Source organism: Mesorhizobium shangrilense, assembly GCF_040537815.1.
GTDB classification, from domain to species: domain Bacteria; phylum Pseudomonadota; class Alphaproteobacteria; order Rhizobiales; family Rhizobiaceae; genus Mesorhizobium; species Mesorhizobium shangrilense.
In genome coordinates this window covers 1,334,989-1,359,067 of sequence record NZ_JBEWSZ010000001.1, presented here as the reverse complement: position 1 = coordinate 1,359,067, position 24,079 = coordinate 1,334,989, and the positions used below count along the sequence as shown (strand labels likewise).

The 24,079-nt window shown below is 61.6% G+C and carries 21 protein-coding genes; 6 read left to right on the top strand and 15 right to left on the bottom strand.

The features are described from left to right. Positions 1–150: 150 nt before the first annotated feature. The 3 genes from ABVQ20_RS06865 to lexA all read left to right on the top strand — a co-directional run bounded on the left by ABVQ20_RS06865 (position 151) and on the right by lexA (position 3,085). Positions 151–924, top strand: coding sequence for a GntR family transcriptional regulator (locus tag ABVQ20_RS06865; RefSeq protein ID WP_354458785.1), 774 nt, complete (start codon positions 151–153; stop codon positions 922–924). Continuing rightward, on the top strand, positions 921–1,895 hold the full coding sequence (locus ABVQ20_RS06860; RefSeq protein ID WP_354458784.1) for a pyridoxal-phosphate dependent enzyme: 975 nt from the start codon (positions 921–923) through the stop codon (positions 1,893–1,895). The genes ABVQ20_RS06865 and ABVQ20_RS06860 overlap by 4 nt, the downstream gene beginning before the upstream one ends. Positions 1,896–2,362: 467 nt before the next feature. Next, positions 2,363–3,085 (top strand): transcriptional repressor LexA, encoded by a 723-nt coding sequence (gene lexA / locus ABVQ20_RS06855; RefSeq protein WP_354458783.1) that lies wholly within the window; start codon positions 2,363–2,365, stop codon positions 3,083–3,085. On the opposite strand, the gene ABVQ20_RS06850 is transcribed toward lexA, so the two are convergent. After that, positions 3,079–5,541, bottom strand: coding sequence for a ComEC/Rec2 family competence protein (locus tag ABVQ20_RS06850; RefSeq protein WP_354458782.1), 2,463 nt, complete (start codon positions 5,539–5,541; stop codon positions 3,079–3,081). The genes lexA and ABVQ20_RS06850 overlap by 7 nt on opposite strands. Positions 5,542–5,642: 101 nt before the next feature. Here ABVQ20_RS06850 and gltX point away from each other — a divergent pair, with 101 nt between their 5' ends. Further along, complete coding sequence (gene gltX / locus ABVQ20_RS06845; RefSeq protein ID WP_354458781.1) at positions 5,643–7,067, top strand: glutamate--tRNA ligase; 1,425 nt, start codon at positions 5,643–5,645, stop codon at positions 7,065–7,067. Between the two features lie 183 nt (positions 7,068–7,250). Next, positions 7,251–8,579 carry a citrate synthase gene (gene gltA, locus ABVQ20_RS06840; protein WP_227347210.1) on the top strand — a complete coding sequence of 443 codons (1,329 nt, stop codon included), beginning with the start codon at positions 7,251–7,253 and terminating at the stop codon, positions 8,577–8,579. A 33-nt stretch (positions 8,580–8,612) separates the two neighbouring features. Here the strand turns inward: gltA and lpxB are convergent, their stop codons facing one another. The 12 genes from lpxB to ABVQ20_RS06780 form a co-directional block, all read right to left on the bottom strand. After that, on the bottom strand, positions 8,613–9,785 hold the full coding sequence (gene lpxB, locus ABVQ20_RS06835) for a lipid-A-disaccharide synthase (RefSeq protein ID WP_354458780.1): 1,173 nt from the start codon (positions 9,783–9,785) through the stop codon (positions 8,613–8,615). Next, positions 9,775–10,677: an LpxI family protein gene (locus ABVQ20_RS06830; RefSeq protein ID WP_354458779.1), complete on the bottom strand. Its 903-nt coding sequence runs from the start codon at positions 10,675–10,677 to the stop codon at positions 9,775–9,777. The genes lpxB and ABVQ20_RS06830 overlap by 11 nt, the downstream gene beginning before the upstream one ends. Continuing rightward, on the bottom strand, positions 10,664–11,497 hold the full coding sequence (gene lpxA / locus ABVQ20_RS06825) for an acyl-ACP--UDP-N-acetylglucosamine O-acyltransferase (RefSeq protein WP_354458778.1): 834 nt from the start codon (positions 11,495–11,497) through the stop codon (positions 10,664–10,666). Before lpxA ends, ABVQ20_RS06830 begins: the two co-directional genes overlap by 14 nt. Before the next feature lie 14 nt (positions 11,498–11,511). Beyond that, positions 11,512–11,979, bottom strand: coding sequence for a 3-hydroxyacyl-ACP dehydratase FabZ (fabZ, locus tag ABVQ20_RS06820; protein WP_354458777.1), 468 nt, complete (start codon positions 11,977–11,979; stop codon positions 11,512–11,514). Then, positions 11,972–13,030 (bottom strand): UDP-3-O-(3-hydroxymyristoyl)glucosamine N-acyltransferase, encoded by a 1,059-nt coding sequence (gene lpxD, locus ABVQ20_RS06815; RefSeq protein WP_354458776.1) that lies wholly within the window; start codon positions 13,028–13,030, stop codon positions 11,972–11,974. The genes fabZ and lpxD overlap by 8 nt, the downstream gene beginning before the upstream one ends. Positions 13,031–13,106: 76 nt before the next feature. Continuing rightward, on the bottom strand, positions 13,107–15,476 hold the full coding sequence (bamA, locus tag ABVQ20_RS06810) for an outer membrane protein assembly factor BamA (protein WP_354458775.1): 2,370 nt from the start codon (positions 15,474–15,476) through the stop codon (positions 13,107–13,109). A 218-nt stretch (positions 15,477–15,694) separates the two neighbouring features. After that, entirely contained in the window at positions 15,695–16,837 is a 1,143-nt protein-coding gene (gene rseP, locus ABVQ20_RS06805) for an RIP metalloprotease RseP (protein WP_354458774.1), read from the bottom strand. A 103-nt stretch (positions 16,838–16,940) separates the two neighbouring features. After that, complete coding sequence (locus ABVQ20_RS06800) at positions 16,941–17,756, bottom strand: phosphatidate cytidylyltransferase (RefSeq protein WP_354458773.1); 816 nt, start codon at positions 17,754–17,756, stop codon at positions 16,941–16,943. Further along, positions 17,753–18,487, bottom strand: a complete 735-nt coding sequence (locus ABVQ20_RS06795; RefSeq protein ID WP_354458772.1) for an isoprenyl transferase — start codon at positions 18,485–18,487, stop codon at positions 17,753–17,755. The genes ABVQ20_RS06800 and ABVQ20_RS06795 overlap by 4 nt, the downstream gene beginning before the upstream one ends. 33 nt (positions 18,488–18,520) lie before the next feature. Continuing rightward, positions 18,521–19,075 (bottom strand): ribosome recycling factor, encoded by a 555-nt coding sequence (gene frr / locus ABVQ20_RS06790; RefSeq protein ID WP_354458771.1) that lies wholly within the window; start codon positions 19,073–19,075, stop codon positions 18,521–18,523. 108 nt (positions 19,076–19,183) lie between these two features. Further along, complete coding sequence (gene pyrH / locus ABVQ20_RS06785) at positions 19,184–19,906, bottom strand: UMP kinase (protein ID WP_354458770.1); 723 nt, start codon at positions 19,904–19,906, stop codon at positions 19,184–19,186. A gap of 133 nt (positions 19,907–20,039) precedes the next feature. Further along, positions 20,040–21,146, bottom strand: coding sequence for an aldo/keto reductase (locus ABVQ20_RS06780; RefSeq protein WP_354458769.1), 1,107 nt, complete (start codon positions 21,144–21,146; stop codon positions 20,040–20,042). 114 nt (positions 21,147–21,260) lie between these two features. Between ABVQ20_RS06780 and ABVQ20_RS06775 the strand changes: the two genes are divergently transcribed. Further along, the gene (locus ABVQ20_RS06775) at positions 21,261–22,187 is read left to right on the top strand and encodes a LysR family transcriptional regulator (RefSeq protein WP_354458768.1); all 927 of its coding nucleotides are present in this window, start codon (positions 21,261–21,263) and stop codon (positions 22,185–22,187) included. 22 nt (positions 22,188–22,209) lie between these two features. Here ABVQ20_RS06775 and tsf read toward each other — a convergent pair whose 3' ends face one another. After that, positions 22,210–23,130 (bottom strand): translation elongation factor Ts, encoded by a 921-nt coding sequence (tsf, locus tag ABVQ20_RS06770; protein ID WP_354458767.1) that lies wholly within the window; start codon positions 23,128–23,130, stop codon positions 22,210–22,212. A gap of 109 nt (positions 23,131–23,239) precedes the next feature. Then, the gene (gene rpsB, locus ABVQ20_RS06765; RefSeq protein WP_019858207.1) at positions 23,240–24,022 is read right to left on the bottom strand and encodes a 30S ribosomal protein S2; all 783 of its coding nucleotides are present in this window, start codon (positions 24,020–24,022) and stop codon (positions 23,240–23,242) included. Positions 24,023–24,079: the final 57 nt, after the last annotated feature.

Below are 24,079 nucleotides of genomic sequence, written 5' to 3'. Positions count from 1 at the left end.
TTCCTCCCAGATTTGATTAGCGCCGCTATAGGACGGCAACTGCGGCGATCATGGTCAGTCCCTCCGCGCATGTCAAACATTATATATAATTCTTGCCATGCTTCCGTATCATATATAATTTTGCCCACACCAGATGATGAATGGACCGCGATGCAGGACCAGAAGAACTCGACAAAGACGGAGGCGGCCTATCAGCTGCTGCGGCGGGACATCCTCACCACGCGGCTCATGCCGGGCGCACCGCTCAAGCTGAGTGCGCTGCGCGGCATCTATGGCGTCGGTTGGACGCCGCTGCGCGAAGCATTGTCTCGGCTCGAAGCTGAACGCCTGGTCACGGCCATCAGCAACCGCGGCTTTGCCGTCGCGCCCGTGTCGCGGGCCGAACTTGAGGATCTGGCACGCGCAAGAATGGTTGTTGAGATCCCCCTGTTCCTGGAATCGATCGAGAAAGGTGGCAGTGCGTGGGAAGATGCGGTGGTCACCGCCCATTACCGGCTGTCGCGTTGCAAGACCGCGGTCGATGATCCTTCCGACGCGGCCGTCGACAGATGGGACGAGAACCATGAAGCTTTCCACGCGGCCCTGCTGAGTGCCGCAACATCGAGTTGGCTGTTGCGATTCCGCTCGACAATCTCGGATCAACTGCGCCGGCACCATCGCTTTCTTGGGCTCGCGCCGACGTTGCGGGCCGCCGCCGGCCTCAAGGATGGCTACGAAGAGGCAATGGACGCGCTGCGTGAGGCGATTGCAATCGAACACCACACTGCAATCATGGAAGCGGCGCTCGATCGTGACGTCGAACGGGCAAAGGCGCTGATGACCGCTCACGTCGGCTACACGCTGCATGTCTATGTCCACAGCGAAGACGTCGGTGCAAACAAATACGCGGCGCGTGCTGGCAGCCTGAAAGCTGTCGGCGGATGATTTCAGCGCCTCCGCGCCGTCCAACGCTTGACGAGATCGCTGCCGCCGGCGACCGGCTGGCTACCTGGTTGCCGCGAACGCCATTGCTGCGGGTCGATCTTGGCCGGGCCGATCAACGGATATTCCTCAAGCTCGAGACCTTGTCGCCCATCGGGGCCTTCAAGGTCAGGCCGGCGCTCAATGCCTTGCTCTCTCGCGACGCGGAGGCGCTGAGGCATGGCGTCGCGACCGTCAGTTCCGGCAACATGGCCTATGGCATGGCCTGGGCAGCAAGAGCGCTTGGCGTTCCAATGGCCGCCTACATGTATTCCGACGCCCCACGAACCAAGATTGACGGGGTTCGCCGCCTCGGCGGAGAGGTGCGTTTCGTCTCCCATGAGACCTGGTGGCGCTACATCACCGGCGTTGAACAACCGGACACCGATGAACTCCTCGTGAATCCCGTCACCGATCAGGCGGTGCTGGCGGGCAATGGCACGATCGGCCTGGAGATCGTCGAGGATCTGCCGGAGGTCGACTGCGTGCTGACACCCTATGGCGGCGGCGGCATGACAACCGGGGTCGCAAGCGCGCTCAAGGCACTGCGGCCGCAGGCGAAGGTCTTTGCGGTCGAGGACGAGAACGCGGCTCCAGTCACCGCCGCACTGGCAGCCGGGCGCATTGTCGAGATCAAGACACGACCGTCCTTCATCAAGAGCATTGGCGGACCGTCCCTGGTGCCCGCGCTATGGCCGTTGGCGAACCAGTCTATCGACGGAGCCATTGCCGTCAGCCTTGAGCAGGTAACGGACGCGATGCGGCTCCTGTTCTCGACCGCAAAGATCGTGGCCGAAGGCGCGGGCGCCGCATCGCTGGCCGCCGCCCTTTGCAGCGAGCACGCGACCGGCAATATCGTCTGCGTTATTTCAGGCGGAAACATTGATGCCGGCGCCTATGCGCAAGTGCTGGCCGGGGCAATCCCGCCTGCCTGAAATCCCGCCCTGGTTCACCCAAGACGATGAGCCTGATGTTCGCCCACTCGAGGCGGAGCAGTCTCTCTGCCCAAGGGGCCACTTGCGGCAGACCGGAAATGAGATTCCGCAATTGCCAATGGTTGGCAGTTTGGCTTCGTTTCGTTCACGTGCGGGCTAGGCAACCCGCGAGGCAAACCGCTTCGCAAATGGATTATTTTCCGTTGTCCGGGCGACGAGGCGAGGACTGCTGTACGGTTGCGCAAGAGGCAAAAAACGAAATGATTTCAATTTGGCCAAGCCAAAATTTGGAACCACGGCCCGCTGTCGTGGTAACCGTCGCGGGCATTGCATGGTTTCCACCCTCTGAACATATTCATTAAACTTTAAACGGTTGCGGAACACAACTGGAACAGATAGTGTTTGTTCTGGGTTTGTTTTTCTGATTCTGGTTTCAGATCCCGTCTTCGAATCCCTTGGGGGCCGCCATGCTGACGCGCAAGCAACATGAACTTCTGATGTTCATCCATGAACGGCTGAAGGAAAGCGGAATTCCCCCGTCGTTCGACGAAATGAAGGAAGCGCTCGACCTCGCTTCCAAGTCCGGAATTCACCGGCTGATCACTGCGCTGGAAGAGCGCGGGTTCATTCGCCGGCTACCCAACAGGGCTCGTGCGCTGGAAGTGCTGCGTCTTCCCGATTCCATTGCACCCGGCCTCAACGCGGCGCGCAAATTTTCACCGAGCGTCATCCAGGGCAGCCTGGGTCGACAGATCAAGCCAGCCCCCACCCGCATGCCTTCCGCTGGCAATGACGATGACGCGGTCTCCGCGATATCCATCCCGGTGATGGGCCGCATCGCCGCCGGTGTGCCGATCGATGCCATCCAGCACCAGACCCATTCCATCTCGGTGCCGCCAGACATGATCATGGGCGGCGACCACTATGCGCTGGAGGTCAAGGGCGATTCGATGATCGAGGCTGGCATCTTCGACGGCGATACTGTCATCATCCGCAACGCCGACACCGCAAGTCCCGGCGAGATCGTCGTGGCGCTGGTCGACGATGAAGAAGCGACGCTGAAACGCTTCCGCCGCAAAGGCGCCTCGATCGCCTTGGAGGCCGCCAACCCTGCCTACGAAACCCGGATCTTCGGACCCGACCGCGTCAAGGTGCAAGGCAAGCTCGTCGGACTGATCCGGCGTTATTGAGCCGGCGCAGCAACGGGTTTGTCGGGCTTGCGATAGGGCGGCAGCCCCCTCGCCTCGCGTGAGAATTTTCGTTGCTGGTGCCAAGGCCGGTACGGTCTGTCGACCGCGAAGCTTATTTTCGGTCGCGAAGTCGCTGATTGCGGGTCGAAGAAGACGGCGGCACTTCCCGTGCGGGCGAGTTGTCGTTTGGTGACGACGAGGACCGTCGGATTGCGGCAAGGGTCGTAGCCTGTCGCGTCGTTGATGACGATCAGATCAGCAAAACGACAGGCTTTCCAAGCTTTCTTGCGATCCTCCACATAAACAACGATCGCGCCGGACGGGTGTCGGGCAACGCATAGATCGTCACTGCAATAGAATGAGAATGGCGCGCCCGGCGGCAGATCAGCGGCATCAGCGATGTCGAATTGTGGATCGCTTTGGCCGAAGCTCTCCGGCTTGATGATGGTTTCGGATTGCAGCGCACGCTTCCAGTTGTCCGCCGTGAATTCGTTGGGGCGCTCGCGGCTCACTGCAAGTTCGCCACCGCCGATCGGCAACGCCACCAGCCGCGCATCTTCCGAAATCAGTACATCCGGCGCGCGCGTGTCGGAAATCGTCAGCAGGCCGGCAAGCGCGAAAGGCAGTGACGCCAGCCGCAGCCAGGTTGTCGCCATCGTCGCGATGATCAGGGCGACTGTCACCAGCAAGACCGATTGCAGCGAAATCAACCCGACCGCGTCGATCGGCGAACGTTCAGAGAACCAGGCTGACAGCGCGATCATCGCTGTCAGCCCCTTGCCCATGACATAGAGGAACGGCCCATCCGCTCCGAATGGCATGGCCAGCGAACTGAAGACCGCAAAGGGCATGACGATCACCGACACGATCGGCATGATGGCCAGATTGGCAAACAGGCTGAACGGTGACACCCGCTGGAAATGCCAGATCGCAAAGAGTGCCGTCGCGCTTCCAGCTATGATGGACGTCATGGCGAGGCCTCCGGTCGCCAGCAGCAGTTTTCGCATGAGGAAGCCGGGCAGAGATCGTCGCGGCGGCGGCGTGCTGACCTTGCGCGCGCGATAGTCGGACCAGCCGGCATAGGCACCAACGAGAGCAGCGGTCGCCGCAAAGGACATCTGGAAACTGGGGCCGACCACCTCGTGCGGCGAGACGACGATAACGGCAATGGCTGAGATTGCGAGATTGCGTATGGTCAATGCCGCCCGATCGAACAGCACAGCGACAAGCATGACCGAAAGCATGATGAAACTGCGCTCAGCCGCGACCACAATGCCGGAAATCACGAGAAAGGCGGCGATCGAGACAAGCGCGGCCGCGGCTGCGTATTTCTTGACCGGACGGCGCGAGGAGAAATCCGGAAACAAGGCGAATGAACCGCGCAGCAGCAGCATGATCGTGCCGGCAACCAGCGCCATGTGAAGTCCTGAAATGGAGATGACATGATAGATGCCGGTGCGCCGCATCGCCTCGTTGATCTCTTCGGGGATTCCGGCACGAACGCCGACGATAAGCGCGGCGGCAATCTCGCCCTCGGCGCCACCGATGCTGGTGCGGATATGATCGGCGATGGTTTCGCGCGCGTTTTCGATCGACGACCCAAGCCGCGCCGCAAACGGCATATCGTCGGAAGGAACGATCGTCGGATTGCTGAGGAAGAAGCCGCTGGCGCCAATGCCGGTGAAATAGCTGTCAAACGAGAAGTCATAACTGTCCGGACGGACCGGACCGGTGGGTGGCAACAGCCGAACATAGCCCGCGACTTGGGAACCGGCGGTCATGTCGGAGGGTATTTTTCGCGCGGAAAGGCGGACCCGTTCGGGCGCGTAGCGCAGGGTCGGTCTTGTCGTCGAGAGAACATCGATCGTCAGCCGGACGCGGCCATTCGGCATCTGGTCGAGCGAGACGACACGCCCCGTCAGTCGCGTCGAGATTTCGGAACCGAGGATCTGCGTTCCGGCGCGCCATGTCTCAACCTTGGCGGCAAGCACACCCAGCGCGCAAAGCAGCGCCATCATGAAACACAAATGGGTTTTGCGGTAGGATCGCGAGACGAATGCGCATGATGCCGCCAGGAAAACGACAGCGACAATCTTCGGAAAACCGGGTTCCTCACCCAGCGAAAAGTATCCGATCACGCCGAGTGCAAGGAATACCGGCACCAACAGAAAGGCAACGCCGCGATCAAGCTCAAGGTTGGCTGCGGACACCACCATGCCGCGGAAACCGGATAACGAAAGGCGGCCGAACTGCCGGTGCAAACGCACGACAGCACCGGCCTCCGGAACTGGATTTGCCGAGGGTATGGCAGGAGGCGCACGATCGTCACCGGGACGCGATAGGGGTGGCGCCACCGGCGTCGGCGGAACCGCCACGGTGGGTGCAAATAGTAACCATTCGCTGACGCCGGTGACGGCATCCTCGCTCTCGTCGGTACCCCGGCTTCCTCCAGCCATCGGGTCTGCCCCTTGCGCCCTCGACCTCCTATGCTACATGAACGCGCAACGCGCGAAAGTCCGCGAAACCAGACAAGCCTCACACGCCTTCCGAGAGTCCCATGTCCGACAAGGTCATCACACGCTTTGCTCCCTCGCCCACCGGCTACCTGCATATTGGTGGCGCCCGCACGGCGCTGTTCAACTGGCTGTATGCCAAGCATACCGGCGGCACGATGGTGCTGCGTATCGAGGATACCGACCGCGAACGTTCCAGCGACGCGGCGACGGCGGCCATTCTCGATGGGCTCACCTGGCTCGGCCTTTCCTGGGATGGTGAGGCCGTGTCGCAATTCGAGCGCGCGCCGCGCCACCGCGAGGTGGCAGAAGAGCTCGTGCGCATGGGCAAGGCCTACTACAGCTACGAGACACCCGCCGAGCTCGAGGCGATGCGCGAGGCGGCGCGTGCCAAGGGTCTGCCGCCGCGCTACAATGGCCAGTGGCGCGACCGCGCCCCGTCCGAGGCACCTCCCGGCGTCAAGGGCGCCATCCGCATCAAGGCGCCGACTGAGGGCGAAACCGTGGTGCACGACCGCGTGCAGGGCGAGGTACGATTCCCCAACAAGGATCTCGACGATTTCATCATCCTGCGCTCGGACGGCAATCCGACCTACATGCATGCCGTCGTCGTCGATGACCACGACATGGGCGTCACCCATATCATCCGTGGTGACGATCACCTGACCAATGCCGCCCGCCAGACCGTGATCTACAACGCCATGGGCTGGGACGTGCCGTCGATGTCGCACATCCCGCTGATCCATGGCGCCGATGGCGCCAAGCTGTCGAAGCGGCATGGTGCGCTCGGCGTCGAAGCCTATCGTGCCATGGGTTATCTGCCCGAGGCTCTTCTCAACTACCTGGCGCGCCTCGGCTGGAGCCACGGCGATGACGAGATCATGTCCATCAAGGACATGATCTCCTGGTTCGACATCGGCGACGTCAACAAGGGCGCTGCCCGCTTCGACTTCGCCAAGCTCGAGGCGATCAACGGCGCGCACATGCGTCGCATGGCCGATGCCGAACTGTTCGATATCTTCATTGCCACCTTGCCCTATCTCGAGGGCGGTCCGGCAATGGCCGCACGCCTGGACGACCACAACAAGGCGCAACTGCTGACCGCATTGCCGGGCTTGAAGGAGCGCGCCAAGACGTTGGTCGAACTGGTCGATGGCGCAGCCTTCCTGTTTGCCACACGGCCGCTGCCGATCGACGACAAGGCCGCACTGGTGCTCAATGACGACGCCCGCAAGATTCTACGGGGCGCTCACGAAGCTTTGAACGCGCTTACGGGCGACTGGACGGCGGCCACGGTGGAGGCCGCGATTCGCGACTACGCACTGGCCGGCGGTCACAAGTTAGGGGCTGTGGCCCAACCGTTGCGCGCTGCACTGACCGGGAAAAGCACTTCGCCGGGAGTGTTCGACGTGCTTGCAGTGCTCGGGCGCGAGGAGAGCCTGGCGCGCATAGCGGATCAAATCGATTAGGAGCAAACTGGCCCAAGAAGATTGGCATTGAAAGGCGCGTTTCGCAGTGCAACATTAGGCCTTGGCCCAATCTGGCACGCACCCCCCAAAATGCGGTGGCGAATACGCGCATTCCGGTGATTTCGACGTGTCGCTTTGCAGAATTTGCCTTTGCCGGCATGAGGAAACAAGAAGGAGTTTGCAATGACCGAAGCTGCGACAAAACTGGAATTTGGCGGCAAAACCCAAGAGGCTACGGCAAAGCTTGAATTCGCGGGCAAGACTCATGAATTCAAGGTGCGAAGCGGCTCTGTCGGTCCCGATGTCATCGACATCGCCACGCTCTACAGCACCACCGGCGCCTTCACCTACGATCCCGGCTTCACCTCGACGGCAAGCTGCGAGTCGGAAATCACCTTCATCGACGGCGACGCCGGCATCCTCCTTCATCGCGGCTATCCGATCGACCAGTTGGCCGAACATGGTGACTTCCTCGAGGTCTGCTATCTCCTGCTCTACGGCGAATTGCCGACCAAGGCGCAGAAGGACGATTTCGACTACCGCGTGACGCGCCACACCATGGTGCACGAGCAGATGTCGCGCTTCTTCACCGGCTTCCGCCGCGATGCGCACCCGATGGCTGTCATGTGCGGCGTGGTCGGCGCCCTGTCGGCCTTCTACCACGACTCCACCGACATCTCCGACCCGTACCAGCGCATGATTGCCTCCATGCGGCTGATTGCCAAGATGCCGACGATCGCGGCCATGGCCTACAAATACCACATCGGCCAGCCCTTCATTTATCCGAAGAACGAGCTGAACTTCGCCGCCAACTTCCTGCATATGTGCTTTGCCGTGCCGTGCGAGGAATACAAGATCAACCCGGTGCTGGCACGCGCAATGGAGCGCATCTTCATCCTGCACGCCGATCACGAGCAGAACGCCTCGACCTCGACGGTCCGCCTTGCCGGCTCGTCGGGCGCCAACCCGTTCGCTTGCATCGCCGCAGGCATCGCCTGCCTGTGGGGCCCGGCTCACGGCGGCGCCAATGAAGCGGCGCTGAACATGCTGGGCGAGATCGGCCATGTCGATCACATCCCGGAATTCATCGCCCGCGCCAAGGACAAGAACGATCCGTTCCGGCTGATGGGCTTTGGCCACCGCGTCTACAAGAACTACGATCCTCGTGCCAAGATCATGCAGAAGACAGCGCATGAAGTTCTGGGCGAACTCGGCATCAAGGACGATCCGCTGCTCGACATCGCCATGGAGCTGGAAAAGATCGCTCTGACCGATCCCTATTTCATCGAGAAGAAGCTCTACCCGAATGTCGACTTCTATTCCGGCATCACGCTGAAGGCATTGGGCTTCCCCACCACCATGTTCACCGTGCTGTTCGCGGTCGCCCGCACCGTCGGCTGGATCGCGCAGTGGAAGGAAATGATCGAGGATCCGCGCCAGAAGATCGGCCGTCCGCGCCAGCTCTATACCGGCGCGCCGGAGCGTGACTACGTGCCGATCGCCAAGCGCTGATCGGAGAGTTCTCTTGATTGAAAAAGGCGCCTTTCAGGGCGCCTTTTTTATATGGCGAAGCACAACGCCTGCCGCGATCTCGCCGGACGGCTTGTCGGTGGCCATGCGCCTCGCGACTTCGGCAAAGCCGTCCTTTTGCCAGGCGCGATAGGCGGTGTCTGAAAAGAGACTTTCAAGCTGGCGCGCCAGATAGCGCGGCCGCACATATTGGTTGTAGTGCTCAGGCACAATCGCCTGATCGGCGATCAGGTTGGGCAAGGCGGCACTCCAGATGGTGACCAGCCCCTGAACCACTCGCATGACCGGATCAAGCCGGTAGCACGAGATCATCGGCACTCCAGACAACGCCAGTTCCAGCGACACCGTTCCCGACGCGATCAGCGCAGCATCCGCCTTGCCGAAGGCCTGCCATTTGCGTTCGGGATCGAGGATGATCTCCGGCTTCTCGTCCCAGCGCGCGACCGAAGTCCTGACCAGGTCGGCGACATGCGGCACCGTCGGCAAAAGCAGACGCAAGCGGTGTCCGCGCGCGCGTAGTATCGAGACAGTCTCGCCGAACGGGTCAATTAGCCGGCTCACCTCGCCGCGCCGCGAGCCCGGCAGCACCAGCAGCGTCCTGACACGATCACCCGACAAGTCGCGCGGCAAGCTCTGCGCCTTGGCAGCGCCCAGCACGCCCGGATCGTGCGCAAGGCGGTGCCCGACATAGGTGCCAGGCGGGCCGTTCAGACGGCTGAGTTCCTTCACCTCGAAAGGCAGGATGCAGAGAATGTGATCGACATAGGGCTTCATCGCCGCCGCCCTGCCCGGCCGCCAGGCCCAGACGCTCGGGCATACATAGTGGATGATCGGGATCGACGGATTGGCCGTGCGGACCTTTCTGGCGACGCGCAGCGAAAAGTCCGGGCTGTCGATGGTGATGAGGCAGTCGGGCTTTTCGCCGGCGACAGCACTTGCCGTCTGGTTGATCCGCCGCATCAGGCGCGGCAGATCGCGCAGGATGGCGCTGAGCCCCATCAGGGCGATCTCGGCCCCTTCGAACAGTGGCACCAATCCAAGTGCCCGTAGATGCCGCCCGCCGATGCCGACGAGTTGCACCTCGCGTCCGGTCATGCGCTTCAGGGCTTGCACGATGTCGGCGCCGAGCACGTCACCGGACTCCTCACCGGCCACGATGGCGATCTTCAGGGGCTTCTCAGCTGCCATGCGTCAGCTCCGCGGCAGGCAGGCCGACCACGAACAGGCCGAGCGCATTGGCGCGCTCGACGACGACGGGACCTTCGAGGACCAGCGAACGACCGGCTTCGACGGCAATGCCGGCAAGCCCGGCGGCATGCGCCGCCTCGACCGTCCGCGGGCCGATGGAGGGCAGATCGGCGCGCAACTCCTGACCAGGCTTGGCGCATTTGACCAGGACACCGCGCGTCTTGCCAGCCAGCCTGCCATGGCCGCGCAACTGCTTGGTGCGCTCAAGCAGTCCGCTCGTGCCCTCGATGCCTTCCAGGGCGATCGCGCGGCCGCCGATCGCAATGGCCGCCTGGCCAATGTCCAGCGCGCCGATGGCCTTTGCCGCCGCGTATGCTGCCTCGATATCGCGCCAGTCCGACTTTCGCGGCAATGCCTTGGTCAGCGGCCCCTCGGTCGCGACAAGTCGGGGCACGACCTCATGCGCGCCGACGACCTTGACGCCCCGCGCCTCCAGCCTCCGGGTCAGGATCTTCAACAGGCCGTCATCGCCGCGCGCAAGCGCCATGACCACGGAAGGTATCACGGCCAGCAAGCTAAGGCTCGGCCGCATATCGACCAGCCGCGGCCGGCGCTTGATCTCGCCAGCAAGAACCAGATGGCTGATCTTCCGGCGCCGCAGCAATGCGACCAGCGCGCCAATGTCTTCCAGAGCGAGGCTTTCATGCTCATAGGACGACAGGTCGGACTGACGGTCGGCCTGGCCTTCGATCAGGATGATGACCGGCGGATGTCCGCCCTCTGCCAGGCCTGCAGCGACTTCGACTGGCAGGCTACCGCCGCCGGCGATGATGCCGACCCTGTCGCCCGGCGCGAGTACGAGACCCGTTCCGGCGACCTCAGTCTTCGTCATCGGCATCGTCGCCATCGCCACCCTTGAGCGACGGAACGGCATAGTGCCGCTTGCCGCGGCTGGAGATGAAATCGACGATCTTCATGGCTGTCGGCGACGAACCGAATTCAGCCCTGGCGAATTCAATGTTCTCGCCAACGGTGCGGCTGCGATCGAAGATCGTCCGGTAGGCCTTGCGCAGCAGGTGGATTTCGGAACGCGGCAGGCCGGAGCGCTTCAACCCGATGATATTCAATCCGCGCAAGCTGGCGCGATTGCCGACCGCGATCGCATAGGGAATGACGTCACCGACAATTGCCGAGCAACCGCCCAGAAAGGCATTGTCGCCGACGCGCACGAACTGATGAACGGCGGTCAGGCCACCGATATAGACGTTGTTGCCGATCTCGCAGTGGCCGCCCAGGGTCGCGCCATTGGCGAAAGTCGCGTTGTTGCCGACGATGCAGTCATGAGCGATGTGGGCATAGGCGAGGAAATTGCCGTTGTCGCCGATCGTCGTTTCGCCACGGCTGGAATCCGTGCCGAGGTGCATGGTGACACCTTCGCGGATCGTGCAATTCTTGCCGATGACCAGCGTGGTGCGACCGCCCTTGTGCTTGGTGTTCTGCGGTGGTCCCCCCAGTATCGCCATCGGATAGACCTTGGTGCCGGCACCAATGGTTGTCGCGCCCATCACCGAGACATGGCTGACCAGTTCGACGCCGTCGCCGATGACTGCGTCCGCACTGATGTGACAGAACGGCCCGATGCGAGCGCCCTCGCCTATTTGAGCGCCTGTCTCGACGACAGAGGAAGGATGGATGAATGTCTGAATCTTCATAAGCATTTCGATCGTCAGTCGCTCGTCACCATCATCGCCGAGATATCCGCTTCGGCGGCCTTGGCGCCGTCGACCAGAGCCTCGCAGGCGAATTTGAGAAGGTTGCCGCGTTTCTTGATTTTCTTCACATAAATCTTCAGTTGGTCACCAGGAACGACCGGTTTACGGAACTTGGCATTGTCTATGGTCAGGAAATAGACCAGCGAAGGTTTTGAAGCGCCAAGGCTGCGGATGCAGATGGCTCCGGCCGTCTGCGCCATCGCCTCGACGATCAGCACGCCCGGCATTACCGGCTGATCGGGGAAATGACCTTGGAAATGCGGCTCGTTTATGGTCACGTTCTTGATGCCGATAGCGGATTCGTCGCCATCGATGTCGATGATGCGATCGATCATCAGGAACGGATACCGATGCGGCAGGAGCTTCATCAGCCCCATTATGTCGACCGCTTCGAGCGTCGTCGCCGCTACCATATCAGCCATTGCCTCCGTCACCCTGTTTGCGCGCTCTGGCAAGTTTACGCAGCGCGGCTATCTCCCGCATGGCTTCCGCCATTGGCTGCGCAGGGTATCCCCCCCAAATCTCGCCAGCGGGAACATTGCTCATGAACCCACTTCTCGCGGCAAGCTTGGCCCCTGTCCCGATGGTCAGGTGATCCGCAAGCCCGACACCACCGCCCATGGTGACGTTGTCACCCACGGTTACGGAGCCCGAAATACCCGAAAGCCCGGCCACGATGCAATTGCGACCGATGCGAACGTTATGGGCGATCTGCACCAGATTGTCGATCTTGCTGCCCTGGCCGATGACCGTATCGGACATCGCGCCGCGATCGACCGTGGTGTTCGAACCAATCTCGACATCGTCCTGGATGACGACGCGCCCGATCTGCGGGACACGTTCAGGGCCCTTGGCGCCGGCAACGAACCCAAAGCCATCCTGACCGATCCTGGCCCCGCCATGGATGATCACGCGATTGCCGATCAGGGCGTACTGGATGCTGGCACCCGGGCCGATATAGCCGTCGCGGCCGATCTGGCAGGACGGGCCTATGACTGCGTTGGGGGCGATGACGGTTCCGCTGCCGATGGACGCGCGAGGTCCAACGACGGCGCCGGCTTCGATGATCACGCCCGCCTCTATATGGGCAGTCGGATCGACATGCGCCTGTGGCGAAACGCCGGTTTCGCTGGTGATCGGCCCCGGTGTCGCTGCTGTCGGAAAAAGCAGGCGTCCAACAAACGCAAAAGCCTGCTGCGGGCGTGGATGGATGAGAACCGCGATGCCCGCGGGCGCCTTGCCGGCAAATTCGGCGGGACACAGGACGGCTGCCGCACGCAGGGACGGCATGAGCGCGGAGTTGCGCCTGCCGTCAACGAAGACAAGCGCGTTCTCTCCGCCTTCGCTCGCGGGCGCCAGAGCCTCGATCGATACTTGGGAGTGGTCGGAATCGACAAGCACGGAGCCGGTCAGATTCGCGACTTCGCCCGCCGTATACCGGCGTGAGGGCGCGAAGAACACCGGATCGGTCATTCCAGAAGCATTATCCAGCTAGGTCGGGACACTTGCTTCCGGACCAAAATGGTCCGGAAGCACTCTTGCCCGCCGATCAGAAACGGGTCGCTATGCCGAAGTTGAATTCCTGCACATTGTCGGTCGGCTGCTTTTTGATCGGGATCGCATAGTCGATGCGGATCGGGCCAAAGGGTGACGCCCACATCAGACCGACGCCGACCGAAGCACGCAATTGCATATCTGCTGACCCTGGCAACACCAAACCAGATGCAAGCTTGCTGCCATAGAGGGTTGCCGCATCGGCAAACACCGCGCCGCGAAGACCGAAGCTCTCCGGAATTACCGGCATCGGAAACTGTGCCTCGGCCGAAGCATTGAAATAGGTCGTGCCGCCTAAGTGATCACCGCTGTTATCATTGGCAATCGGGCCGATACCACCATAAGCAAAACCACGGATCATGCGGTCTGTGCTCTGGAACTGATCGAAAATGCGCAGCCCATTGCTACCATAACCTTCGACATATCCGGCGCCGCCGGACACGAGCCCGACCAGATCGAGTTGTTCAGACAGCGTTTGATAAACGCTTCCGCGCGCGGTCAGCTTCACGAACTTCGCGTCACCACCGAGACCAGCCACTTCCACGCTCGTATTGGCGTAGAGGCCTTCGTGAGGGTTCTTCATGTCATCGATGGTGTTGTAGACCAGTCCGACACTGACCGACGACTTGAGCCACGGGCTTTCTGCCACGCCCTGCTGGATCGCCTGGGACACCGTACACAGCGAGGGATCGAGAGCCCCATTTGTCAAACAGCCGTCCGCAAACGAATACTTCTCCTGCGCGATATTATACGCCAGCTGTGTCGAGATGCTGTTGGTAATTGGCAGACCGAACCGCACGGTCGCACCCAGCGTCTCAGTGTTGTAGTGATCGTAATTCCTCGTCTGATTGAAGATATCGAAGCCCGCCGCAATGCGCCGCCCGAGGAAATAGGGTTCAGTAAAGGACAGACCGTAGTCGCGCGAGTTCTTGCCGCCGCCCGCCGAGAGCTTGATGAACTGGCCACGACCGAGGAAGTTGCGCTCGGTGATCGAACCTTCGACTGACGGGCCGGGTGTGTCACCACCGGTCGAATAGCCGGCGCCGATCGAGAACTCACCGGTCGACTTCTCGACGACGTCGACGACCAGCACGACCTGATCGGGTTGGGAGCCCGGGACCGTCGAAATGTCGACTTTTTCAAAATACCCAAGGGCTTCAAGACGCTTCTTCGCGCGCTGGATGAGAACCTGGTTGAAGGCATCGCCTTCGCTGACGTCGAACTCGCGGCGAATGACATAGTCGCGCGTACGATCATTGCCCCGGATTTCGATGCGCTCGACATAGGCCTTGGTGCCCTGATCGATCGTATAGACAACCGAAATGGTGTGATTTTCGAAATTACGGTCGCCGCGCGGTGTCACCTGCGCAAAAGCGTAGCCAGAACCCGCGACCTTTTCGGTCAGCGCGATGATCGAGTCCTCAACCTTCTTGGCGTTGTAGACATCGCCCTTTTGCGTCTCGACCACCGACTGCAGCGCCTTGCCGTCGACTTCAGGGATCGTGCTCTCGACGCTGATATCGCCGAAATTGTAGCGATCGCCTTCCTGCACGGTGATGGTGACGGTGTACTTGTTCGTGGCGCTGTCGAGCTCGCCGACGGCGGACACGACCTGGAAGTCGGCATAGCCGTGATTGTAGTAGAAGCGGCGCAGCAGCTCCTGGTCAGCGCGCAGCTTGTCCTCGTCATAAACGTCATCACGCAGCACGAAGGACAGCCAGGATGAGCGCTTGGTGTTGATCAGGTCCGACAGGCGGCGGCTCGAATAGGCGCTGTTGCCGACGAAATTGATCGCTGTGATCTGGGTGCGGCCGCCCTCGTTGATGTTGAACACAACATTCACGCGGTTATCGCCGAGCTGCATGACCTGCGTCGTCACAGCGGCGTCGTCACGGCCAATGCGCTTGTACGCGGCCTTCACCGCCTCGACGTCGGAATCAAGGGCAGCCTGCGAGAACGTGCCGCGCGACTTCAACTGCACGGCGGCTTGAAGCGCGTTGTCCTTGAGCTTCTTGTTGCCCTGGAACAGGACCTGGTTGACGACCTGATATTCGGCAACCTTGACGACCAGGGTCGAACCGACTTGGTTGATCTGCACATCCGAGAACAGACCGGTGCCAAAGAGAGCCTTCACGGCGGCGTCGATATCGGCGCTGGAAAACGGCTTGCCCGGCTTGATCATGATGTAATTGCGGATGGTCTCGGCGTCCATGCGCTGATTGCCGCTAACCTCAACCCTGCTGACAACGGCCGCCTCGGCGGCGGATGTGGCAACAAACTGAACAGCGAGCGCGCCAGGCACGACCAGAGCCGCGGACATGGCAACCGCGGACGCGGCGCTCAGAAACTTGGATGCTGCCTTCATCGGGCTTTATAACCTTTTTCTCGAAGTCCCCACGGCGAGAAAACCGGACGTGCGGTCATTTCCCCTACCGTATTAACCGGATTTTCCCTACACGCAAGGCTTCTGGTTAATTTGTATTTACTTAACCCTGATGCGTGGCTTTCGCGTCACGCATATCCCCACGCATGGTAAACGCCGTCTCAACATTGGCCGTATCAAAGCCAAATTTCTTCATGATTTCAGCATCCAAACAGATCGTTCCAGAAAACGAAACCCATAAAACACAGCACGAGAATCATGCCGGCCCTATAGGCCATTTCCATCATCCGCTCCGACACTGGCCGCCGTATGACTGCCTCCACGCCGTAGAACAAGAGATGCCCGCCGTCGAGGGGGGGAATCGGCAAAAGGTTTAAAATACCTATGCCGACAGAGAGCAGCGCGACCAGTTGCACCAGCCATTCGAAGCCCAGCTTTGCCGCCTTGCCTGCCATGTCCGCGATCTTGACCGGGCCGCCAAGCTGGCATTTGTCTTCACGCCCAACGACAAACCGCTGCAGGAACTGGCCAGTGCGCTGGATGATGTGGCCGGTTTCCTCGACCGCGGCCGTCAATGCGCCGGCGGGACTGTAGGTGATCAGCCGGGGCTGGCCGAGTTCCTTGTTGTTGACGACGCCGATCACCGCCACCTTGACCTTGTTGCCCAGCGCGTCGTCCTGCTCCATCAACCGCGGCGTCGCCGTCACGGTGACTTCCTTGCCGTCGCGCAGCATGACGAAGGTGATCATGTCGCCGGCGCGCCCCGAAACCAGGCGCTGGACGTCGGCGAAGGTCTCGACCTTGCTTCCATCGACACTGACGAATCGGTCGCCAGGAAGAATTCCGGCCTTCGCCGCCGGGCTTTCAGCCGTGACCTCGGCCACCATCGGCTCCGAGACATAGCGGCCGTAGGCGGCAAACAGCACGGCAAAGACCGCGATCGTCAGCAGGAAATTGAACAGCGGCCCGGCGACCACTGTCGCCGCGCGCTTCCAGATCGGCTGCGTGTGGAACGCCACCTTGCGCTCTTCGTCGGTCAGCGTTTCGATATCCTCGGAACTAGGCTGACTCGACGTGGCGTTCATGTCGCCAACAAATTTTACGTATCCGCCGAGCGGTATGGCGCAGAGTTTCCAGCGCGTGCCATGGCGGTCGTTGAAACCGAATATCTCCGGGCCGAAGCCTATCGAGAAGGCCCTCACGCCTATGCCGCACCAGCGGCCAACCAGATAGTGCCCCATCTCATGGACGAACACCACCACCGTCAAAACGAAGAGGAAGGGCACGAGCGTGCCGAGGATAAAGCTCTCCGTGCTGAAAACCGCGTGAAGAATATCGTTCAAGTCATGCCCTCAAATTCTTCCGCGGCGCAGGCCACGCCGCGACTGTCACATCAATCGAGGCGAATCCATGGCGCCTGTGCGCCTAATCTTGGAACGGTGCCACTCAAGCCGGAAACAGCCCGTGTGCCGGATGATCGGCGGTCGCCGAAATCCATCCAATGAGGTACAGGGCGAAGGCTGCTGCGACAAGCCCGTCGACCCGGTCCATGACGCCGCCGTGACCGGGTATCAGTGTACCCGAATCCTTGCGGCCGTGCCGGCGCTTGACCCATGATTCGAAAAGATCGCCAGCCTGTGCCACGATCGAAAGCACGAGTGCCACAAGGCCAAGCAGCGCCAGGTTGCCGGCCCCGGCAACGGCAGCAAGGACGAGCCCCGCGACAACGCCACCGACAGCGCCGCCAACTGCGCCGCTTCGTGTTTTGCCAGGCGAGATCGACGGCGCCAGTTTGGGTCCGCCAACAGAGCGGCCGACGAAATAGGCGAAGATATCGGTCGCCCAGACCACGGCGAACAGGAACAGGATGGCGATGAGGCCGGATCGGTCGCCGTCACGCAGCAGGGCAAGCGACAGGCCGGAAAAAGCTGCATAGGCAACGCCGGAGGCATCCCATTGCCCTGCCCCTCGTACGTGGGCAGCAACAGCGGTGATGACGACCACGGTCGCGACAAGAGGCAGCAGCAAGGGTGCGGACAGGCCTGAAATCAGGGCGCCTATGAAAACCAGCACAAGCGCTTCCGGAAGCGCGCCAAGCCCGCCACCGCCGGCAGGACGGCTCATGCGCGTCCATTCGTAGAAGATCACGCCGGCGATCACGGCGCATAACAGCCGGAACGGCAATCCACCAAGCCAGGTCAAGCCAAGCGCAACAATAGCAAGCACGACAGCCGAAATGACACGCAGCTGAAGATTGCTCATCCGGCGGCCGGCCGCGAAGCGACGTCTTGCGGGCCCAGTCCGCCGAAGCGGCGTTCGCGGCCGGCAAAGTCGCGCAAGGCCTCCGCGAGGTGCTCACGGCTGAAATCGGGCCAGTAGCAGGGCAGGAAGACGAGCTCGCTATAGGCGGCCTGCCACAGAAGGAAGTTCGATAGCCGGAGCTCGCCGCTGGTTCGGATAACCAGCTCCGGATCGGGAATACCTTGCGTGTCGAGACAGCCGGCAAAGCTCTCGGCGGTGATCGCCTCGCTGTCGATCTCGCCGCGCGCCACGGCCTGCGCGAGCTTGCGCGCGGTCCGCACGATCTCATCACGCCCACCATAGTTGAAGGCGATGACCAGCGTCAGCGAGGTGTTGTGGATCGTCAGCGATTCGGCCTCGTCGAGAAGGCCTCTGATGTCGGCCTGCAGCCCTGCCCGGTCGCCGATGATTCGCACCCGTACGCCGCTCTGGTGCAGTTCAGCGAGATCGCGGCGGATGAAGAGTTTCAGCAGCCCCATCAGGTCGCTGACTTCAGCCTTCGGCCGTGACCAGTTCTCGGACGAAAAGGCGTAAACAGTCAGGAAGGAGATGCCGAGGCCAGGCGCTGCCCGCACCGTCTTGCGCAACGCCTCGACACCGGCGCGATGGCCGGCAAGCCGCGGCAGGCCGCGCGCCTTGGCCCAGCGTCCATTTCCGTCCATGATAATCGCGACATGCGCGGGCGTTGCCATGTTTTCGCTTTCGGGCCAGCCGATGGCCGGACCCTAAACCTGCATGATTTCAGCTTCCTTATCGGAAAGCAGATGGTCGATGGTGCTGATCGTCTCGTCTGTGAGTTTCTGGACCTGATCGGACCGCTTGCGCTGATCGTCCTCGCTGATATCGCCGTCCTTCTCAGCCTTCTTCAGGAAGTCCATGCCGTCGCGGCGCACGTGACGCACGGCGACCCGGGCATTCTCGGCATAGCCGTGCGAAATCTTGACCAGTTCCTTGCGGCGCTGCTCGTTGAGCTCGGGCAACGGAATCCGGAGATTGGTGCCGTCCACGATCGGATTGAAGCCAAGATTGGATTCACGGATGGCACGGTCCACAGCGCTGACCATCGACTTGTCCCATACCGACACCGAAATCATGCGCGGCTCAGGCACAGAGACGTTGGCCACCTGGTTGATCGGCATGCTGGTGCCGTAGGCTTGCACCTGGATTGCATCAAGCAGGTTGCTCGACGCACGACCGGTCCGAAGCGAAGCCAGGTCGTGCTTGAACGCAGCGATCGCCCCATCCATGCGCCGCTTGAGGTCTTCGTACTCACCACTCATAATTGTCTCCTCGACCCGGCTGCCCCGGATTCACTGCTTCAGGGGAGAACCCCGCGTTCGAGCCAGATTGCGAAAACTGGTCTCTCGTTTTCGCAACTATGCTCCGGATCAACTGTCCGCGACGACCGTACAGCGGCCGCCACCCCTCAGAATATCGCCAAAACCACCTTTTTCGTGGATCGAATAGACGATTATCGGAATGTTGTTTTCGCGCGCAAGTGCAATCGCTGCTGTATCCATGATGGAAAGCCCGCGATTTATGACTTCGGCATGGCTGATGCGCTCGAAACGCGTCGCGCTGGGATCTTTCTTGGGATCGGCCGAATAGACACCATCGACCTGAGTGCCCTTGAACAGCGCGTCGGCGCCGATTTCCGCCGCGCGAAGAGCTGCTGCCGAATCAGTGGTGAAGAAGGGATTGCCCGTGCCACCGGCAAAGATGACGACCTTGCCCTGATTCATGTAGGCGGTCGCCTGCCGCTGCGAAAAGCTCTCGCAAAGCTCAGGCATCGCGATCGCCGAGAGTACCACGGCGTCGACGCCGATCTTGTTCAACGAGGTGCGCAACGCCAGCGAATTGATGACAGTGGCGAGCATGCCCATGTGGTCGCCGGTCACCCGGTCACCCCCCTTGGAGGCAACCGCCACGCCGCGAAAAATGTTGCCGCCGCCGATGACGACGCCGACCTCGATGCCCAGGGCACGGGCCTCGGCGATATCGGACGCGATGCGATCGACAACCGACACGTCGATCCCGAAATGCTGCTCACCCATCAACGCTTCGCCCGACGCTTTCAGCAAGACACGTCGGTAGAGGGGCTTCACCGTCATCTGGTCCTCATCGTTTTGCGTGACGCATCCGGGCCGGCATTTGCGCGAGCGCCACCCAAAACACAGGGTTCCGATACACGAAGGGCGCCGCGATGTCACGCGGCGCCCACGCGGGAAATTCTCTCGCCTTTTGTTAACTCACGCCGGCAAAAGCGCCTGCCATGAGCAAGTCCGGGAAGTAGCCCGCAGGCTTGTCGCCGACAGCCTGGCCTCCGGTGAGGCCGCCCTGGATCTCTGGGCCGAAGAACGAATAGGGGAACGGCGTGACCGGCCGGCTGACCGCATCGAGCCTTGCCAGAAGCTCCTGCGGTATCTCGAAATCCAGCGCGCCGAGATTGTCCTTGAGCTGGTCCAGCCTGGTCGCACCGATGATCACCGACGCGACACCGGGCCTTGTCGCCGCCCAGTTCAAGGCGACCTGCGCCATGCCGTGACCGAGCTCGCCGGCAACTTTCTCCAGTTCGGCTACGATTGCCCAGTTGCGGTCGGTGAATTTCTGGAAGCCCGGATTGGCAGAGCCGCGCATCGTCTCCAGCCGACCGCCGGCCTTGTTGATCGTATCGGAGCGGTATTTCCCGCTGAGCAGCCCGCTGGCCAGAGGACTCCAGACCATGATGCCGGCGCCGTAGCGCGTGCCGAACGGCACGAATTCATGCTCGATGTTGCGCTCCGCCAGCGAATACTCGAGCTGCAGCGCCGAAACCGGTTCATAGCCGCGCTGTTCAGCCGTGGATTGCGCCCTGCTCGCATACCAGGCCGGGACGTCGGAGAGGCCGACATGCCGGATCTTTCCCGCGCGCACCAGATCATCCAGCGTACGCATCACCTCTTCCGGCGAAGTCAGCCTGTCCCAGCAGTGCAGGATATAGAGATCGATATAGTCGGTGCCGAGACGCTTCAGCGAGCTCTCGACGGCGCGGATGATGTTCTTGCGGCCGTTGCCACCGGCATTTGGATTGCCCTGCTCCAGATTCATGCTGAACTTGGTGCTGATCACAGCCTTGTCGCGCAGACCGCGTTCGGCGATGAACTCGCCAAGCCAGGTCTCGGAGGTTCCGCCGGTGTAGGCGTCGGCTGTATCGAAGAAATTGCCGCCTGCCTCGACATAAGTGTCGACCATGGCGCGCGCCGTCTCCTTGTCTGCGCCCCAGCCCCATTCGGTGCCGAAGGTCATGGTGCCGAGCGCCAGACGGGTGACGCGCAGCCCGCTGTTGCCGAGGGTGTAATGGGACATGGTCATGGATCGCTTCCTTGCTGCTTCGCCGAATGGCTCTGGTGCAGCGTCTAGATGCTCCCGCTCACTTTGCTTGATAAGATTGCATTATTTGAATGAGCTATGCGATATCATGCATGAATGGACCGCGACCTGCTTGGCCATCTCCCTGTTATCGTCGCCGTGGCACGGCGCGGCGGCTTTGCGATGGCCGCGGCGGAACTTGGCATGAGCCCTTCGGCCGTCTCCCATGCCGTGCGCCTTGTGGAAGAGCGGATCGGCCAACCGCTGTTTGCCCGCACCACGCGCAGCGTCGCGCTTACTGAAGCCGGCGAAGCGCTGGTGGCCGCGGCGGAACCGGCACTGGAAGACATCACTGACAGGATCGAGCGTATTCGCTCCGTGAAAGGCAGAGCGAGCGGGCTGCTCAAGCTCAACGTGCCGCGCCTTGCACTGCCTCTGGCGCTCATGCCCATCCTGGCGGCGATGGCGCAGCGCTATCCCGATGTGACCGTCGAGATCGCGACCGACGAGCGCTTGAGCGATATCGTCGGCGAAGGCTTCGACGCCGGCATAAGGCTGGGCGAGATGATCGCCGAGGACATGGTGACGGTGCGGCTCACCCAATCATTCCGGACGATCATTGTCGCCTCCCCGGCCTATATCGACCGCCACGGCAAGCCGCGAACCTTGGCTGAGCTGTCCAGCCACAACTGCATAGGTTATCGGCTGCTGCGATCGCGCGCGCTCTACCGCTGGGACCTTTCCGATCAGGGCAAGGAGGTCAGCGTCGAGGCGCGTGGCAGCGTCGTCGTCACCGATCCGCTCTCGGCGCATGAGATGGCGCTGGCCGGCATCGGGCTAGCCTATCTGTTCGAGCCGCTGGTGCGGGCTGATATCGAAGCCGGGCGGCTGGTCGAAGTGCTGCGTGACGCTTCGATCGATGAACCGGGATTGTTTCTCTACTTTCCGCGCCGGGCGGCCATGGCCCCCAAGCTCAGGGCTTTCATCGACACCGCAAACGAAATCGGCCAGGCATCCTTGCGGACGCCCGGCCGTGTTGCCTGAACTGGCTAACCCCTTTGCAGGGCTATTTCTTGACCGCAGCCGCGACTTCCGCCGCGAAATCGGTCTCTTCCTTCTCGATGCCCTCGCCCAGCGCGAAGCGTAGATAGGCGGTGATCTTGGCCGGAGCGCCGATTTCCTTCTCGGCATCCTTCAGCGCCTGCTCGACAGTGATGTCGGGATTGAGCACGAAGGCCTGCTTCAAGAGCACGACTTCCTCGTAGAACTTGCGCAAGCGGCCCTCGACCATCTTCTCGATGATCGCTTCCGGCTTGCCGGTCTGACGTGCCTGATCGGCGAAGATCGCCTTCTCGCGCTCGACCGCTGCCGGATCGATCTGCTCCGCGGTCAGCGCCAGCGGGTTGGTGGCGGCGACATGCATGGCGACCTGGCGAGCGAAGGCGTTTGCAGCCTGCGCATTGCCGGTAGTTTCGATGGCCACCAGCACACCGAGCTTGCCGAGACCATCAGCAACCGCGTTGTGGACATAGGTAGCGACCGCGCCGTGAGGAACGGTCAGCTTGGCCGAGCGGCGGAAGCCCATGTTCTCACCAATGGTCCCGACAGCGTCCTTGATGGTGTCGGTAACCGACTTGTCCGAACCCGGGTACTTTGCGGCAGCGACAGCCTCGGTCGTGCCATAGGCGAGCGCGACCTTGGCAACGTTGGCGACGATTTCCTGGAAAGCCGCGTTGCGGGCAACGAAGTCGGTCTCAGAGTTGACCTCGACCACAGCGGCCTCACGCACGCCATTGTCGACGCCGATCAGGCCTTCGGCAGCCGTGCGGCCGGCCTTCTTGTCGGCTTTGGAAATGCCTTTCTTGCGCAGCCAGTCGACGGCCTCTTCCATGTTGCCGTTGGTCTCGGTCAACGCCGCCTTGCAGTCCATCATGCCCGCGCCGGTCAAGTCGCGGAGTTCTTTGACCTGTGCAGCCGAAATGCTCATTGTCGCCTCTTTGTTTTAAATGCACCGACGCACCATCGAATCTCGATGATGCGTCCGTTTAGCGTGCCAAAATATTAGAAAGATGAAGGCCGGGACCGGCCCTCGCCGTTTAAGCCTGCGGGGTCTCGGTCGACGGAGCCGGATCAAGCGCCGGTTCCACCGGAGCTTCGACCGAAGCGCCGATATCGACGCCGAGCGCACCCTGCTGACGGGCGATGCCGTCAATCGCAGCCTTGGCGATCAGATCGCAGTACAGCTGAATGGCGCGAGCCGCGTCGTCATTGCCGGGGATCGGGAAGTCGATCTTGTCGGGATCGCAGTTCGAATCGATGATGGCGACGACCGGAATGCCGAGACGCTTGGCCTCGAGGATCGCGATCGCTTCCTTGTTGGTGTCGATGACAAACATCAGGTCCGGCGTCGAGCCCATGTCCTTGATGCCGCCCAGCGCCTTGTCGAGCTTCTCGCGCTCGCGGTCGAGGTTCAGGCGTTCCTTCTTGGTCAACCCTTGCGCCTCACCGGCCAGCATCTCGTCGAGCTTGCGCAGACGCTGGATCGAATTCGAGATCGTCTTCCAGTTGGTCAGCATGCCGCCGAGCCAACGCGAGTTGACATAATACTGGGCCGAGCGCTGAGCAGCGTCGGCAACGATGTCCGAAGCCTGGCGCTTGGTGCCGACGAACAGCACGCGGCCGCCCTTGGCGACGGTATCGGAAACCTGCTTCAGCGCCTGGTGCAGCAAAGGCACCGTCTGCGAGAGGTCGATAATGTGGATGTTGTTGCGAGCGCCGTAGATGTAAGGCGCCATCTTCGGGTTCCAGCGGTGAGTCTGGTGGCCGAAGTGAATGCCAGCTTCCAAAAGCTGGCGCATACTGAAATCAGGCAGAGCCATTCTTAGTTCCTTTCCGGTTAGCCTCCACGGACACAGGCATTTTTGGACGAAGTCCTC